This is a genomic window from Paenibacillus sp. S02, from assembly GCF_019454065.1.
In the GTDB taxonomy this organism is placed as follows: domain Bacteria; phylum Bacillota; class Bacilli; order Paenibacillales; family Paenibacillaceae; genus Paenibacillus; species Paenibacillus polymyxa_B.
Window position 1 is genome coordinate 1,221,719 of the sequence record NZ_CP073682.1, and the last position, 13,748, is coordinate 1,235,466.

The 13,748-nt window shown below is 44.6% G+C and carries 13 protein-coding genes, 1 pseudogene and 1 other annotated feature; of the genes and pseudogenes, 7 read left to right on the forward strand and 7 right to left on the reverse strand.

Annotated features, from left to right (window positions below; translation table 11 throughout):
• Positions 1 to 95: 95 nt before the first annotated feature.
• Entirely contained in the window at positions 96 to 956 is an 861-nt protein-coding gene (locus KAI36_RS05430) for a TrmB family transcriptional regulator (RefSeq protein WP_220027176.1), read from the forward strand.
• Between the two features lie 87 nt (positions 957 to 1,043).
• On the opposite strand, the gene KAI36_RS05435 is transcribed toward KAI36_RS05430, so the two are convergent.
• Together KAI36_RS05435 and KAI36_RS05440 are read right to left on the reverse strand one after the other, a co-directional pair.
• A complete protein-coding gene (locus KAI36_RS05435; RefSeq protein ID WP_220027177.1) occupies positions 1,044 to 2,669 on the reverse strand; it encodes a DUF1593 domain-containing protein in 1,626 nt (541 codons plus the stop codon).
• Between the two features lie 236 nt (positions 2,670 to 2,905).
• Entirely contained in the window at positions 2,906 to 3,988 is a 1,083-nt protein-coding gene (locus tag KAI36_RS05440) for a bifunctional 3-deoxy-7-phosphoheptulonate synthase/chorismate mutase (RefSeq protein WP_013309063.1), read from the reverse strand.
• A gap of 86 nt (positions 3,989 to 4,074) precedes the next feature.
• Positions 4,075 to 4,346, reverse strand: a binding site (T-box leader).
• A gap of 161 nt (positions 4,347 to 4,507) precedes the next feature.
• Between KAI36_RS05440 and KAI36_RS05445 the strand changes: the two genes are divergently transcribed.
• From KAI36_RS05445 to KAI36_RS05455, 3 genes are read left to right on the forward strand one after another with little or no spacing between them, the layout of a single operon-like run.
• Positions 4,508 to 5,368 (forward strand): carbon-nitrogen hydrolase family protein, encoded by an 861-nt coding sequence (locus KAI36_RS05445; RefSeq protein ID WP_025723200.1) that lies wholly within the window; start codon positions 4,508 to 4,510, stop codon positions 5,366 to 5,368.
• Positions 5,369 to 5,384: 16 nt separating this feature from the next.
• Positions 5,385 to 6,056, forward strand: coding sequence for a GNAT family N-acetyltransferase (locus tag KAI36_RS05450; RefSeq protein ID WP_220027178.1), 672 nt, complete (start codon positions 5,385 to 5,387; stop codon positions 6,054 to 6,056).
• A 19-nt stretch (positions 6,057 to 6,075) separates the two neighbouring features.
• Positions 6,076 to 6,747, forward strand: coding sequence for a hypothetical protein (locus KAI36_RS05455; protein ID WP_025723198.1), 672 nt, complete (start codon positions 6,076 to 6,078; stop codon positions 6,745 to 6,747).
• A 366-nt stretch (positions 6,748 to 7,113) separates the two neighbouring features.
• On the opposite strand, the gene KAI36_RS05460 is transcribed toward KAI36_RS05455, so the two are convergent.
• Positions 7,114 to 7,374: a hypothetical protein gene (locus KAI36_RS05460; protein WP_025723196.1), complete on the reverse strand. Its 261-nt coding sequence runs from the start codon at positions 7,372 to 7,374 to the stop codon at positions 7,114 to 7,116.
• Positions 7,375 to 7,557: 183 nt separating this feature from the next.
• On the opposite strand from KAI36_RS05460, the gene KAI36_RS05465 reads away from it, so the two are divergent.
• Both KAI36_RS05465 and KAI36_RS05470 read left to right on the forward strand, forming a co-directional pair.
• Positions 7,558 to 7,845, forward strand: coding sequence for a hypothetical protein (locus KAI36_RS05465; RefSeq protein ID WP_023987328.1), 288 nt, complete (start codon positions 7,558 to 7,560; stop codon positions 7,843 to 7,845).
• A 132-nt stretch (positions 7,846 to 7,977) separates the two neighbouring features.
• Complete coding sequence (locus KAI36_RS05470; protein WP_025723195.1) at positions 7,978 to 9,867, forward strand: sensor histidine kinase; 1,890 nt, start codon at positions 7,978 to 7,980, stop codon at positions 9,865 to 9,867.
• 99 nt (positions 9,868 to 9,966) lie between these two features.
• Here KAI36_RS05470 and KAI36_RS05475 read toward each other — a convergent pair whose 3' ends face one another.
• From KAI36_RS05475 to KAI36_RS05490, 4 genes and pseudogenes are all read right to left on the reverse strand, one after another.
• Entirely contained in the window at positions 9,967 to 10,203 is a 237-nt protein-coding gene (locus tag KAI36_RS05475) for an NHLP leader peptide family RiPP precursor (RefSeq protein WP_013309068.1), read from the reverse strand.
• 75 nt (positions 10,204 to 10,278) lie between these two features.
• Entirely contained in the window at positions 10,279 to 11,214 is a 936-nt protein-coding gene (locus tag KAI36_RS05480; RefSeq protein WP_220027179.1) for a hypothetical protein, read from the reverse strand.
• 177 nt (positions 11,215 to 11,391) lie between these two features.
• On the reverse strand, positions 11,392 to 12,465 hold the full coding sequence (locus KAI36_RS05485; RefSeq protein WP_103048985.1) for a polysaccharide deacetylase family protein: 1,074 nt from the start codon (positions 12,463 to 12,465) through the stop codon (positions 11,392 to 11,394).
• 82 nt (positions 12,466 to 12,547) lie between these two features.
• Positions 12,548 to 12,790: pseudogene (locus KAI36_RS05490) on the reverse strand (hypothetical protein); the annotation flags it as partial.
• Positions 12,791 to 13,181: 391 nt separating this feature from the next.
• Here KAI36_RS05490 and KAI36_RS05495 point away from each other — a divergent pair.
• Positions 13,182 to 13,694 (forward strand): hypothetical protein, encoded by a 513-nt coding sequence (locus KAI36_RS05495; RefSeq protein WP_025723192.1) that lies wholly within the window; start codon positions 13,182 to 13,184, stop codon positions 13,692 to 13,694.
• Positions 13,695 to 13,748: the final 54 nt, after the last annotated feature.

Sequence of the window (13,748 nt, forward strand, 5' to 3'; positions counted from 1 at the left end):
CTATAAAAACGTTACTAAAAAGATAGTGTGTATATCAGTTTTTGTCAAGGGGAAGTGATATAGTAAGGATGAACACGAATTGAGGAGAAGACGTCATGAAACCAAAACCAAATATATTAGAAATTCTACGGGATTTGAATTTTAGTGAATATGAAGCCAAGGCTTATGTGACCTTATTGGAAAGCTCTCCACTTTCGGGATACGCCGTTTCATTGAATTCCGGGGTACCAAGATCCAAAATTTACGAGGTTTTGTCTGGAATGGTCAACCGTGGGGACATTATCGTAAGTCAAGAAAATACGCCTCTGTATGTGCCGCTCCCGCCACATGAATTGATTGCCCAGAGAAAACGCAAAGCAGAGCAGATTTTCAATGTGGCGCAAGAGAGTTTGGAGCAGTACACAGCATCATTTCAAAACAGAGAGAATATTTGGAATATTTCGGGGTATGAAGCCATTATCAATCGCATAAATGAAGGGGTAAAGGGAGCAAAACACCGAATTTTATTGGAAATTTGGAAAGAGGATGCCGAGGTGTTCCGAGATGCCTTAGAGCAAGTCGCTCAACAAGGAATTGAAGTGATCATTGTAGCGTATGGGGAGCTTAATTTTGATTTCGCTACTGTTTACCGCCATGATATGAGTGAGGAGATTACGTCTGAAATTGGTGGTCGATGGATTGTACTTAGCGTAGACGACCGGGAGGTCGTAGCTGGCATACTTTCACTTGGTGATGACAGCCGCGCTGCATGGACGTTGCATCCGGGTCTGGTGATGCCGATTACAGAAGTGATTATTCATGATATTTATATCATGGAAATCCTATATGAGTTCCGTGAAGAATTGGAGGCGAAATTCGGCCCTAATCTAATCCATCTTCGCAATAAATTCGCTATGGGTCCGAATGGCAAAGGATATTATATTCCTTTGACTGAAAAAAGCATTAAACGTGTATAGAGATTGTCCGAGGACCGATGTGCAAAAAATAAAAAGGCCCATGGAGTGTTATTCCATGAGCCTAATTTTATTGGATGTTGTGTTCTATTATTTTACGGTTACAATCACACGTTGGTAATGTTTTAGCTGATGCTTTCCATTGTCTTGTACTTCTGCGATGATATGAATCGTATTTCCTGACTTAGCATCTGCAGGCACTGTGAAGCTTACCGTATTTGTATCGTTGCCTTGCAAGTCAATCGTGTTTACTTTCTCGCCTTTAGCTACTTCTCGATGAAGCCCAAGCTGCATTTCCCCCAGCAATTCAGGTTTAACTTGTGCTGGTTTTACTTTAGAATCCTCATACGTGTCTGCTTCAAAATATCTCCACCATTTATAGGTCAATTGATTACCGTCGGGATCTGAACCTTCTGCATGCAGGGTTATTTTCTCCCCTGGACTAGCGGTTAGGTCTAATCCTTCTTTAATGGTCAACGTTGGATTATGGTTGGCATCTTTGTAGTCGGATGCAATAGCCCAATCTGCACGAGCAGCAAAGTCATTTTGAATATCATCAAACCAACGCATCAGAGAATATTCTGCTTCGAATTTTTTCGTATGCACATCATAATCTAACACGGTATTTCTAAATAATTTATCGTTAACGACACCAAAGCGGCCTCCCCAGCCTCCATAGGTTGGGTTTTCCATACTCCGCAAGCCGTTATCAATCAGATAGAAGAATGATGGAGAGTCTCCTTCAGAGATAAAATCATATTTATCATATTGTGGATTTTTCTTTAAATAGGCCTCACTGCCTCTTTGCTCTTCAGCCAGTTCACCTGGAATCATCTTTCCATCGCCCATCAAAGCGTACATATCGAGTAATTTGCCGTGACCATTTTGGATATTCTTGAAGTTCCAATCCCCGTGTAACTTGCTGTTTACTTCTTCCGTGTGCATTTTCCAAGCGTATGCAAAATGCCAGAAGTTAGATTGATCATTGATAATTCTGATGTCTGGCCAATTCTTTGCGATGTACTTATTGTAGCTGTCATCCTGATCCAAAATGATATATAGAACGAGCTTATCACTCACCTTTTTTTGGATATCAGCCCATTGAGCTGTATTTTTGTATTCGTCCTCAATGGATTTTAAAGCTTTGGCTGTAGTATTTGTGCCACCCCAGGTTTGTACATATAAATCTCTTTTGTCATCATCCAGGAAGAGATTTTTAAGGAAATTAGATCCTTCTGTTTCTTTGTCCATCTCACCTTTGTATGAAATATTGCCTATCTTGGTAACGCTTTTAATATATTCAGGCTTTGGATATCCTTCGGCTTGTTTAGTTAGATTAGGGTAAATTTCTCCATAAGCATCGATCATATCCGTTACCCATTGAGTTCCAGTCCATCTAAATGGCTTGATGCCGGCCTTTTCATCACCTGCATAATGATACACGGAACTGGTCAATACGATACCAGACAAGTCCATTTCATTAGAATAGAGGAGGAAGCGAATAACCGAATTCATATCATCGACTTCTCCATCGGTTGTAATAACCGTTCTGGCCTTCGTCGCTTTAGTTTCTACTTTATTGTCCACTTGTTCTTTTGCTGGAGCAGCGCTTTCATCCTTTGCAACAGCAGGAGCTTTTCCGCCGCTGCAACCACTGATGATCAAAATACATACCATGGCTAATAAAAAAATGCTTAACCCTTTTCTTTCTCTCATTTCTGTTCCCCTCTCTGAACGTTCCTATGATGTTTTTTAGGATTATAACCATGCGGGCATCCTTTTTATTCATGATTCAAGATATAAAAAAAACCTAAATACATATATGCATCCATAGAAATGGCGCATACATATATCTAGGTTTTGCCTGCATGATCAGTCACAATCCTGTTTAGATTCTACAACATAATCCGAGAAAATGAAAGCGGTTTATGAATCCCGGCATAAAATTAGTTTTACGCTTTGAATAAACCGGATTCTTTGACTTCAGACAGGAAGTTGTGGAACTCAGGAATGTTCAGCTGTTGCTGAGCATCGGACAAAGCGACTGCTGGGTTCGGATGGACTTCCACCATGATACCGTCGGCTCCAGCAGCCAAGGCAGCTTTGGCGCAAGGGGCCAGGATGTCCTTACGTCCTGTGGAGTGAGTCACGTCCACCAATACAGGCAGATGGCTTTCCTTTTTCAAAATCGGAACAGCAGAAATATCCAGCGTGTTACGCGTCCATTTTTCGTACGTACGGATACCGCGTTCAATCAGCATGACCTGCGTGTTACCACGGGAAACGATGTATTCAGCAGCATGAAGGAATTCTTCCATTGTTGCAGCCAGTCCGCGCTTGAGCAGAACCGGAGTTCTGGTTTCACCCGCAGCTTTGAGCAACTCAAAGTTGTGCATGTTGCGCGCACCAATTTGAATAATGTCAATGTATTGGATGGCTTCCTCCAAGTGTCTTGGATCAACGATTTCACTGATTGTAGCCAGCCCGAACTCGTCGCCTACACGTTTGAGAATTTGCAGTCCTTCCACGCCCAGTCCTTGGAAGTCGTACGGAGACGTACGTGGTTTGAACGCGCCACCACGAAGAATCGGCACACCGGCTTCCTTGAGAGCCGCACCTACTTCACGAGTTTGCTGGTAGCTTTCTACCGAGCAGGGACCTGCGACCATGATGGAGGCTTTGCCGCCCACCAGCGTATCTTTAACCTTAATAACAGTGCTATCCGGTTGATTTTTGCGGCTGACGATCAGATGTTTTTTGTGTTCTTCTTTTTGATAGTTCAAAGAAGCCTTGAAAATATTTTTGAACAGCTGGCGAATCGTAGCATCGTCAAAAGGCCCACGGTTAGCCGCGATCAGCTTGTCCAGCATTTGTTGCTCACGTACCGGATCAAAGTCAGGTACCCCTTGAGCTTCCTTCAATTTTCCAAGTTGTCCCGCCAGTTCAGCGCGTTGGGACAGCAGCTCCAGCAATTGCAAATTTGTAGCATCGAGCTGTTCACGCAGCAGCTCCAAAGAATTTTCATTTGTAGACATACAGTACACCCTTCCCGAATTTAAATTTGTTTTTTCTGTCAGCCCATAGACTTTTTTGCAGAAAATAACACAAAAAGGCACTCGTCGCAAGGGACGAATGCCGTGGTACCACCCTAATTACAGAAGTATACATACGAATCGTCAACGTCGTTCAGTCGACGGCAGTAACTTCTGAGCTTGATGCCCGTAACGGGGGCTTCCGGAAACCTCTACTGCGGACAAAGGAATGAATCCTTCTATCGGTTCAAGGCTCGACTCGGGAGTGAATTTCAACGCGGGATTGCGGTACGCTCTCAGCAATTCGTACCTTTCTGTGGGAATCCGTTAGACGTTTACTTGTCTCCGTCGATGTCTTTGTTCATGGTATTCAAAAGATTTGACCTTATTTTAAACAAAGTAGGTGCAGAAGGCAAGCCCTGATTATCAGGTTCAGTTTTCGCACCGTTTTGAATCGGTTATAATGTGAACAGCAACGGGACCCCCTTGCAATCTAAAAGACGTGATGTCTGAGGAGGAATTATGAGCAAAATCAGAGTATCGGCGGTTCAATATCATCTGCATACGATTGACTCATTCGAGCAATTTGCCCTGCAATCGGAGCATTATATTAAAACAGCCGAGGAATTTGGCGCGGAATTTGTCCTGTTTCCCGAGTTTTTTACGACCCAGCTTATGTCGATCGGTGAGAGTAAAGGTAAAGCTTTGACGATCAACGACCTGCCGGATTTTACCGACCGGTACCTTGAATTATTCACTTCGTTCGCCCGTCGAACCGGGATGCATATTATTGGCGGCACTCATGTAATTAGGCGAAACGAACGTTTATATAATACGGCACATTTGTTTTACCCGGACGGACGCGTGGCCACTCAGGACAAAATTCACATTACACCGACTGAGGTGCATGAATGGAATATGGCTCCCGGTGAGGGACTAAATGTGTTTGAGACGTCCAAGGGTACCATAGCGATGCTGACCTGCTATGATATTGAGTTTCCCGAAATCGTTCGCATGGCGAAGGCGAAGGGAGCAGATATTATTTTCTGCCCTTCCTGTACGGACGATCGTCACGGATTTTACCGGGTACGGTATACAAGCCACGCCAGAGCGGTTGAAAATCAGGTGTATGTCGTTTCGACGGGAACTGTCGGCTCTTTGCCTACGGTTGATTTTATGCGTGCCAATTATGGGCAAGCCGCAGTCATTACACCCAATGACATTCCTTTTCCGCCACGCGGCATTATGGTGGAGGGTGAACTGAACAACGATATGATTGTGACAGCAGATCTCGATTTGCAGCTGTTGTACGATGTACGCGAGCGTGGCTCGGTGACAACCTGGCGTGATCGTAGAACAGATTTGTACACAGACTGGAGCTAATGAAAGGAAATAAGCCATGTATCGCAAAGAATGGTTCATCTTTGACGGCGATCGACCGCTTCGGGCGGTGATTCGTAATTATTCTACAGCCGATTATGAGGGATTGCTGCGTATTCAGCAGGAGAGCTTCCCGCCACCTTATCCGCAGGAGCTGTTATGGAGCCGGGAGCAGATTGCCAGCCAGATAGAGCATTTTGCAGATGGAGCGCTGTGTGTGGAAATTGAGGGGGAACTGGCGGGTTCGGTAACCAGCCTGCTGATGCATTATAACCCCGAACATCCTCAGCATACATGGGAGGAAGTTGCGGACGACGGTTATATTCGTACACACTGTGAGGACGCTAAGGTGCTGTATGTGATTGACTTAGCGGTACGTCCTGCTTACCGCAGATTGGGTCTGGGTAAATGGCTGATTTTTTCCTTATATCATCTTGTGATTGAACGGAGACTGGATCGTTTGCTGGGCGCGGGCCGTATGCCTGGTTATCAGCATCATGCCGACCAATTGAGCGCAGAAGCGTATGTGGATGCCGTAGTGTCTGGTGAACTGAAGGACCCGGTATTAACTTTTCTACTTCGTTGCGGACGGGTGCCTGTCTGCATCCTGCCGAATTATTTGGATGATGAACAATCGCGTAATTATGCTGCCCTCATGGAATGGCGAAATCCGTTTCATACCCATCACTAATTGAAGAGGAGTGTGTCCTATGGAATATCATCGCATTACTCATATTGAAGACCCCTTGTTTGCGAGCATGCATCAGCTAATGCAGGAAGTATTTCCACCAGAGGAAGTGCTGGAGTACAGCCTGTGGAAGGAACCACTGGAAGACCCGGGTATTCGTGTCTTTGTTGCGGTACAGGACGATAAGGTAGTCGGTGCAACAGAGTATCGTTATTATGAGGACTTTAATGTAGCTATGACAGATTTTACGATCATCGGACAACCGGGACTGGGCATTGGCCGTTTTCTTTGGACACGACGTCAGAATGACTTGCACGCGCTTGCTCAGGCCAGTGGACAGCAGTTGCAGGGGATGTTTGCTGAAATCTATGACCCTTACCGTGGCAACGAGCATACCTTTGGTGGTGTCAAGCCAATGGACCCGTACGTGCGACGTGAGGTGCTATCTCATCTGGGCTATAAGCGATTGGACCTGGACTATGTACATCCGTCCTGGAATAACGATGGAGTAGCAGTAGAAGGGCTGAATTTAGGCTTTATGCCTGAGGATGATAGCGTGGAAGAAGTGAGCGCCGAATTGGTGGCAGCTTTCCTGCGTCGTTACTATACAGTATTGCCGAACAAGCCTGCTGCCTGGAACGAAATGGTAGAGGGATTGGAAGCCAAATCGACAGTAGTATTGCTGCCATTGTAAACATATGAAGTACAAAAAGGGTGCACTCAAGCCACGTATCATCTGCGTGGCTTAGGTTGCACCCTTTTTGCATTTCCCTATCGGTCCTTTCATTTTCCTTGATCCCTGGGTTCGGGCTTCGCAGATGCGACTCCTCGTGGGTTATCTTCGGCCGAAATATCATCTGTAGTTGTCTTGTCCGCGGTCCTACGTTCGTCTGCTTCCACGGGATTCAAGGTTTTGTAGCGCTTATACTCCATATCGGCCTGAGACATCGGATCTTTATACATAGGAGATCAGTCAACTCCTTTCTGTTATACAATTCATTACCCGCATAACAGAGTTGGTAACCGTTTTCTTATACCCGATAAAATGAAGTGGTTAATGTTAATCCAGCATATCGTCGCTGTCCAGTTGCTCTTCTTCGTCCCCATCGGTACCATTCAGCAAATCGGTACCATGCAGGAATTCAGCAGGAGCAGATGGGTCGACAGGACTGTTCGGTGTCAGTTCATCGGCATCTGGGACGTCCTCCAGAGGAGTATCTGGCCCTTCCGTCAGATTCTCCCAGTTGGTTTCTGCATTTTGCAGAGAAGGCTCAAAATCATTGTCATGTAGCTCAGTAGTTCGATCATCACGATTGGCCATGTTGCTCAGCTCCTTTACTTTTTGTTGCTTATTCCGACCTTACCCAAACAGAAGAACGGCTAAACCTTGAGTTAGTGTGTCTGTAGGAAGTTAAAATCATGCGAATAGGGATATGCCCATTCTCAATTAGCGTTTTTTTGGTAACTGCTGTGATATGATAAAGAAGATAGGGAGGGATATGAATTGGAATGGTACATGTTTGGTCCGATGATTAGTCGTATCCGAGTAGGTCAAAAGGCATCTACCCCGGGATTTTCCCGCACCCTCATTCGGCGCCCGGAAGGCTTATACTGGACAGATGGCGGACAAGCCGGAAAAATAGTAGAAATACGCGATTATTTATTTTCCGATATTTGGACGATCTATGAAGATGAAGATTGTGAACCATGGTTGGGGCTTAGAGAGCAGAAAGAGCGGCGTGAACAGGAAATGATCATTAATCAATATGAAGATTTTACAAAAAATGAGTAAAAAGAACATGATACCCTTCTTATGAAGAAGGTATGCACATCATCGTATAGAATAATATAATTTCAGGACGTAAAAAATGTTAAAACGTATACAAACTTGTAAATCCTACTATGTAACTTTGAGGTGCTTAACATGAGGCATGTGCCCAAAGCTGTCGCCACCCTGCTAGCGGTCATTGTGTTGCTGTTGTCGCTGGGCCACTCCGCCTATGCGGCCAAAATGACCCCGGAAAGGGATTATAAAATACCCTCCTGGGATATGAGATGGGGAGCGGTAAACGAGGATGGCTCTTTAGATGAGGTAAAGGACTCCAGCAAGATCTGGATGCATATTGAAGATGATACACAACTGCTTAGGCAGCCCGGCAATATAGGCTCCGCCTGGATTCGTATTAAGTTACCTTCGCTAAATGATGAAACGCCAGCGGTACTTTTTGAAAATATTTATGGCAGGCATATTACGCTGTATAAAGATGGGACCAATTTTTACGAATCCTACCGTGGGTACAATTATGAGAATAATCGTATTCTGATTCCGCTGAAGCCGGAAGACAGCGGTAAAACATTATACATATGGACGGAAAGCAGTAAGAATAGACTGGGCATTATCGGCAATGTGATGACCGGTGATTATCGTGATCTATTGGGAACCTTGGTCAGAATGGATGTTTTAGATATTGTACTGGGCAGTACGTTTATCTTTATCGCCCTGGTACTACTGATCTGCTCGTTTTTTCTGTTCCGTCCGAGTATGGCCATGTGGTTGTCCCTAAGTGCGATTGTATTGTCTATTGGTCTGATGATCGTAACGTATTCACCATTCTTGTATACATTCTATCGCGGCTATGGAAAGCTGTACTTACAACTTTTTGATGTGGCACTATTTATTCTGCTGCCTTCATTAGCCTACTTTTTTGAGCAAAATATCAATTCGATTATACTGATTCGCAAATTCAGAAAGTTGTTAACCGCCTACTCTTTGTTCTGCTTTACCATGATGATTGTGAATTTAGGAGCACAGGAGCGGTTGAACGATATATATTATTTTTTTAGTGTAGTGATCCTGGGTATATTACTCGTCGCCTTAATGATACTGCTGGTATTTGCTTCGGTTCGCATGGCACTTAAGGGTGATCACGAAGCGATCATTTTATCGACAGGCTTTGCATTTTTTGCAGTCATCTCTATCGGGGAACTGAGCTGGTTCTTTATTCTGGACGGACACTACAATATGTTTTTGTGGAAATGGGGCGTGTTCGGTTTTGTACTGGCGTTGATCGCGATTTTGGGCAGAAGGCTGGCAGAAAAGCACAAGCAGGTGGTTCGGTATTCCAGAGAACTGGAGATGTTCAATAATGAGCTTCAACGTTCGGAGAAAATGGAGATTATTAGCGATCTGGCTGCATCTGTAGCTCATGAGGTACGTAATCCCCTTCAGGTTACACGTGGATTTCTTCAGTTGATGAGCAAGCAGGAGGATGGTAAAAACAAAGACTATCTACATATCGCTCTGGAGGAGCTGGATCGAGCTTCCGCGATTATTACTGATTTTCTGACTTTTGCCAAGCCAGAGTTTGACCAAACCAAAACGTTGACCATATTGGACGAATTCAAACATATTGAAGGAATCATCAGTCCAATGGCTAATTTGCAAGGTGGAAAAATTTCACTGGATATTCCCCAGGAAATCAAAGTACGCGGGAATTCCTCCAAGTTCAAGCAGGCGTTCATCAATATCATCAAAAACAGTATTGAAGCACTGCGAGACCAGGGTCATATTCATATATGGGCTTATGTGGACAACGGAGAAGCTGTCATTCATATTCGGGATAATGGTGAAGGGATGGATGCTCAGACTTTATCCAGACTAGGTGAGCCTTATTTCTCAAATAAGACAAAAGGCACGGGTTTGGGGATGATGGTGACTTTTCGGATTATTGAAACGATGAATGGAAAAATAACTTTTACAAGTGCAAAAGGGGTGGGAACGGAAGCGACCATCCGCTTCCCCGTAGCCGGATAATATCCGGCTTTTTTGCATTCGGAGAAAACGGAGGGAAGCTTGCTGAGCCCACCCACATGAGATTAAGGAATATAGATTAAATAAGCATTAACAACCAATTTACCACATCGAGCGAGGTTTCTGGGATGCAGCGAGTACACCGGAGGGGTCTGGAGGAATTACCAGAAAAAACTGATCAGGCGTTTCCTCTAACGTTTTGATTTGGATATGATCGGGGATCACGACTCCTAACACATCACGAATTGCAGATTTGGGATCTGTCATCAGTTTCTCTCTGAAACTGGCATCCTCCCAAGCTTTTTGAATGACTTGTGTTTGAAGAACTTCAGTAGCCATCAAAAATCACCCTCTCATTCAATTGGTTATATTTACCTAGTCAGTATACCACGAAAGACTCAGAAAAATCTAGCATTATTTCATATTTTTGGAGAGCCAGTAATCAAGTCCGCCTCTTCTCAAATGCGAGCGTCCGCCTTCAATTTCCGCTGCCATTTCGCCCAGTTCTGCTGTGATAGAATGTGCAAAGCTACGTAGGCCGTGGATAGAAGGCTCCAGGGTCTCTAACTGTTGGACTGCTTGATCGGCAATGTTCACATAGCTGGCGAGCGCACCGCGTACATAAATCGCTTCCTGAATCTGTTTGGGTCCCAATCCTTCACAGTAAGCCGTCTTCTGCTCGGCACTGATATGGGACAAAAGACAGTTATAGCTATGTTCGACCAAATCTTCTGACCAATCCGCCCAATCATCCGACATTTGAAGCACGAGTAGCGCCAAGTCCGTCATATCTGTAATGATCTGGATCAGATCGGCACGGCCTGCAAGCAGTAAGGCACCCGTTCCAGCCATTTTTAATGGACTTGCTTTCAGCGCGACCTTATTTCTTTCTCCTTGAAAATAGTCCTCTGTTCCTTCGGATGTCACACTAACGGCCCATTCATCAACATACACTCGGGCATATGACCAAAAAGGAGAGGTTGCCGGAAAAAGGTCCCGATATACGCTTAGACACTCAGTATAGAATAGCTGGCTTAAGGCGAGTTGCGTTTTACGGTTGTCTGTTGCTGTATCCATCACATCGTCTTGAATTAAATAGTGAGCCATGACGAACACGTTGCCAAGTGACAGCTTGCGGCAAGTCTCGGGGGGCAGTCCGGTGAGTTCTTGCAGCCAAAATGGAAGCAAATAGCATATGTAATTACGCGTGCTGTCTTCCCGCAACGGATTAAAACGCGCCAGATAGTCCAAACCCTCTTGCTGAAAGGGAGCTGGAAACGTGGACGTCCGTTCCTCCGCTTGACGAAATACATTTTCCAATTCGTCTTTGTATGCAAAATACCATTCCATCGCTATCACCTGCATCTCTTATGAATATTTTTATAGCGATTTCTAGTTGTTACCCGCCATTATACAACAGATTGCAATTTTCAAGATTTTGTTATTTTTACATTGAGAATGTTGTAAAAAGGATATCGACAAAAATCCCGGCCGGGAAGATCCCGCCGGGATTTTGTTTTTTTAAAATTAGATGATCTCTAAATAGTCAATATAAGCATCCCATGTCCCATCATCGGCTGTTACAACAAGCTCAATCTCTTGATTTCCGGTTCCATGGCTGACATTGTTTAAAGTATAGACCGCAGGACTGCTCCCGCCGAAGTAGAAGGTACCCTTCGTTTGTCCACCAATTTTCAAGTCAACTTTGGCCATGTTGGAATTATTTGAGGCACCACGGAGTGAAAAACTATGGGTGCCACTGGTAAAATTCTGTGTGAATTTCACTGAATCATTGTTGGAGTATAAAGCCACTCCGTTGAACGGCGAGCTGATATTTGAAGTGTACTGACCGCCTTTGGTCATATTCTCTGCTTCCACTTTTGTGCCTTTGTTTGGCGGCGTTTCGCCGTTTCCGCCATCAGGCGCTACCGCCCGGCCATTGCTTGGTGAGATCATACCAGAGCAAAGGTTACGGTTTTTGAGGTTCTGTGCAATTTGTGGAATAGCTTGGAGTGTAGTCTGGTACTGATCATGCATCAGGATCACATCGCCGTTTTTAAGTTTGCCCGCAGCAGCTACGATCTGTGCGGTGGAGGCGCCGTTCCAGTCTTGGGAGTCAACGTTCCACAATACTTCGGTAAGACCGTTTTGGGTCTCAATGGATTTGAGGGTTGCGTTGGTCTCGCCATACGGAGGACGGAACAACTTTGGTGCCGTGCCAGTAATGGACTGTATCGTTTGCTGCGTGCGTGTAATTTCCGATGACATCTGCGATGTGCTCAGTTGTGTCATATGCGGATGTGACCATGAATGGTTACCGATCCACATGCCTGCTGCTTGCTGGTCACGTACAAGCGAAGGATTATTCTGCGCGTTTTGTCCAAGATTAAAGAGCGTCGCGCGTAAACCGTTTTGCTTCAGAGCACTAAGCAGCGCTTTGGTGTTAGAGGGATTGGGACCATCGTCGAAGGTTAACGCTACATAACCGCTCGAGCAATCAGCCGCAAGCGCCTGGTTGCTCGAGATCACCAGCGAGCCTGTGAATAAAGACAAGGTGATTGACATAATCGCCGTCCATTTTCCTGCTTTAGCTATAAACATGGGTCTACCTCCTAGCTATTTTAATATAGTATGGATGTTCCGATACTCCGAACCGATTCAACTCTTTACTAGATTTGAAATTTTAGTCGATCTCCAAATAGTCAATATAATCATCCCATGTCCCGTCATCGGCTGTTACAACGAGCTCGATCTCTTGGTTTCTGGTGCCATTATTGCCGCCAATCGTAATTGTATTACTAGTTACATTGGCACTCCGACTGCTTTGGTATCCCTCTACAGTAAGTAAAACTTCATACATCTTGTCCATGTCTTCCCACTTTTTGAAGTGCTCGCTGACCGATATGGTTTTGCTCGTGCGTTTGGATGTCCATAAAAATAACCTTATTTTTTTGTTTCATTGGACTTTCCTCCTGAGCCTCACTATGATGCAGTGCATTCTGTAGTAGCTTGATGCAACATGTCTTTCCAAAAATCAAATTGTAAACGTTTACAATTTGATTTTATCATATTTTCCTTAATATATAACTTGAAAAATTTCAAGTTATATTGTAGAAAGTATAGTTATTCATTCTTGCTCACTCTACAGGATAGGGTTCCCAAGGAGCGCGTGTAGATCGAAGGTTGGGTGTAATTGTGATAGCAATGTTCATAATTTCTTTTTCCCGTCTTATGGTTACTTAACAGGCGAAAATATGAATAAAAATAGCGGGAAAAGAAAATATTATTTTAAAAAGGATGAAAGAAGGGTCTGCAACATGAAAAAACAATGGAAATTGACCGCTGCTATTCTGTATGGAGGAGTGATGATGTATGGCACTGCGGGTGCAGCTGGAGCTTCCGGGACGGAACCGAGTAATTCGTTGCAAACTCTCACTCCCAACGACTCTATCCAAGGGGCAGCCCGCCAATGGAATGCTGAACCACAGGACGACCACGGGCATGGGCATGTTCACAGACATAGACACGGCAAACGGCCTGGCGGCTTGAATCACCATCTCAACGAGAAAGTAGCCAAGCTGCTGGGCATCACTCCTGTCCAATTAGAGAAAGAACTGGGACAAGGGAAGTCATTGGCCGAGGTTGCTAAAAGCAAAGGCATCCAAGAAGACCAGCTCATTGATAAATTGAAGAATGAAATGACCGTGGATTTGAAACGGCTTGTGAACCGTAAAGGCCCGATTACATTCGATCGTAAGTCCGGGGCTTCGAATGAAGCTCAATTAAAACATGAGGCAGGGACGCCCTCAACCTCGACTAACGAAAACTAAATGTATCTTTTTGCACTAAAAAACCTTGAGAATGGCGGTCCTCAAGGTTTCCAT

Excerpts from the sequence above, each read along its gene's own strand:
- KAI36_RS05455 (WP_025723198.1), top strand. The coding sequence starts at position 6,076 with ATGGAATATCATCGCATTACTCATATTGAAGACCCCTTGTTTGCGAGC.
- KAI36_RS05440 (WP_013309063.1), bottom strand. The coding sequence starts at position 3,988 with ATGTCTACAAATGAAAATTCTTTGGAGCTGCTGCGTGAACAGCTCGAT.
- KAI36_RS05495 (WP_025723192.1), top strand. The coding sequence starts at position 13,182 with ATGAAAAAACAATGGAAATTGACCGCTGCTATTCTGTATGGAGGAGTG.
- KAI36_RS05485 (WP_103048985.1), bottom strand. The coding sequence starts at position 12,465 with ATGTTTATAGCTAAAGCAGGAAAATGGACGGCGATTATGTCAATCACC.
- KAI36_RS05480 (WP_220027179.1), bottom strand. The coding sequence starts at position 11,214 with ATGGAATGGTATTTTGCATACAAAGACGAATTGGAAAATGTATTTCGT.
- KAI36_RS05470 (WP_025723195.1), top strand. The coding sequence starts at position 7,978 with ATGAGGCATGTGCCCAAAGCTGTCGCCACCCTGCTAGCGGTCATTGTG.
- KAI36_RS05460 (WP_025723196.1), bottom strand. The coding sequence starts at position 7,374 with ATGGCCAATCGTGATGATCGAACTACTGAGCTACATGACAATGATTTT.
- KAI36_RS05430 (WP_220027176.1), top strand. The coding sequence starts at position 96 with ATGAAACCAAAACCAAATATATTAGAAATTCTACGGGATTTGAATTTT.
- KAI36_RS05435 (WP_220027177.1), bottom strand. The coding sequence starts at position 2,669 with ATGAGAGAAAGAAAAGGGTTAAGCATTTTTTTATTAGCCATGGTATGT.
- KAI36_RS05450 (WP_220027178.1), top strand. The coding sequence starts at position 5,385 with ATGTATCGCAAAGAATGGTTCATCTTTGACGGCGATCGACCGCTTCGG.
- KAI36_RS05445 (WP_025723200.1), top strand. The coding sequence starts at position 4,508 with ATGAGCAAAATCAGAGTATCGGCGGTTCAATATCATCTGCATACGATT.
- KAI36_RS05475 (WP_013309068.1), bottom strand. The coding sequence starts at position 10,203 with ATGGCTACTGAAGTTCTTCAAACACAAGTCATTCAAAAAGCTTGGGAG.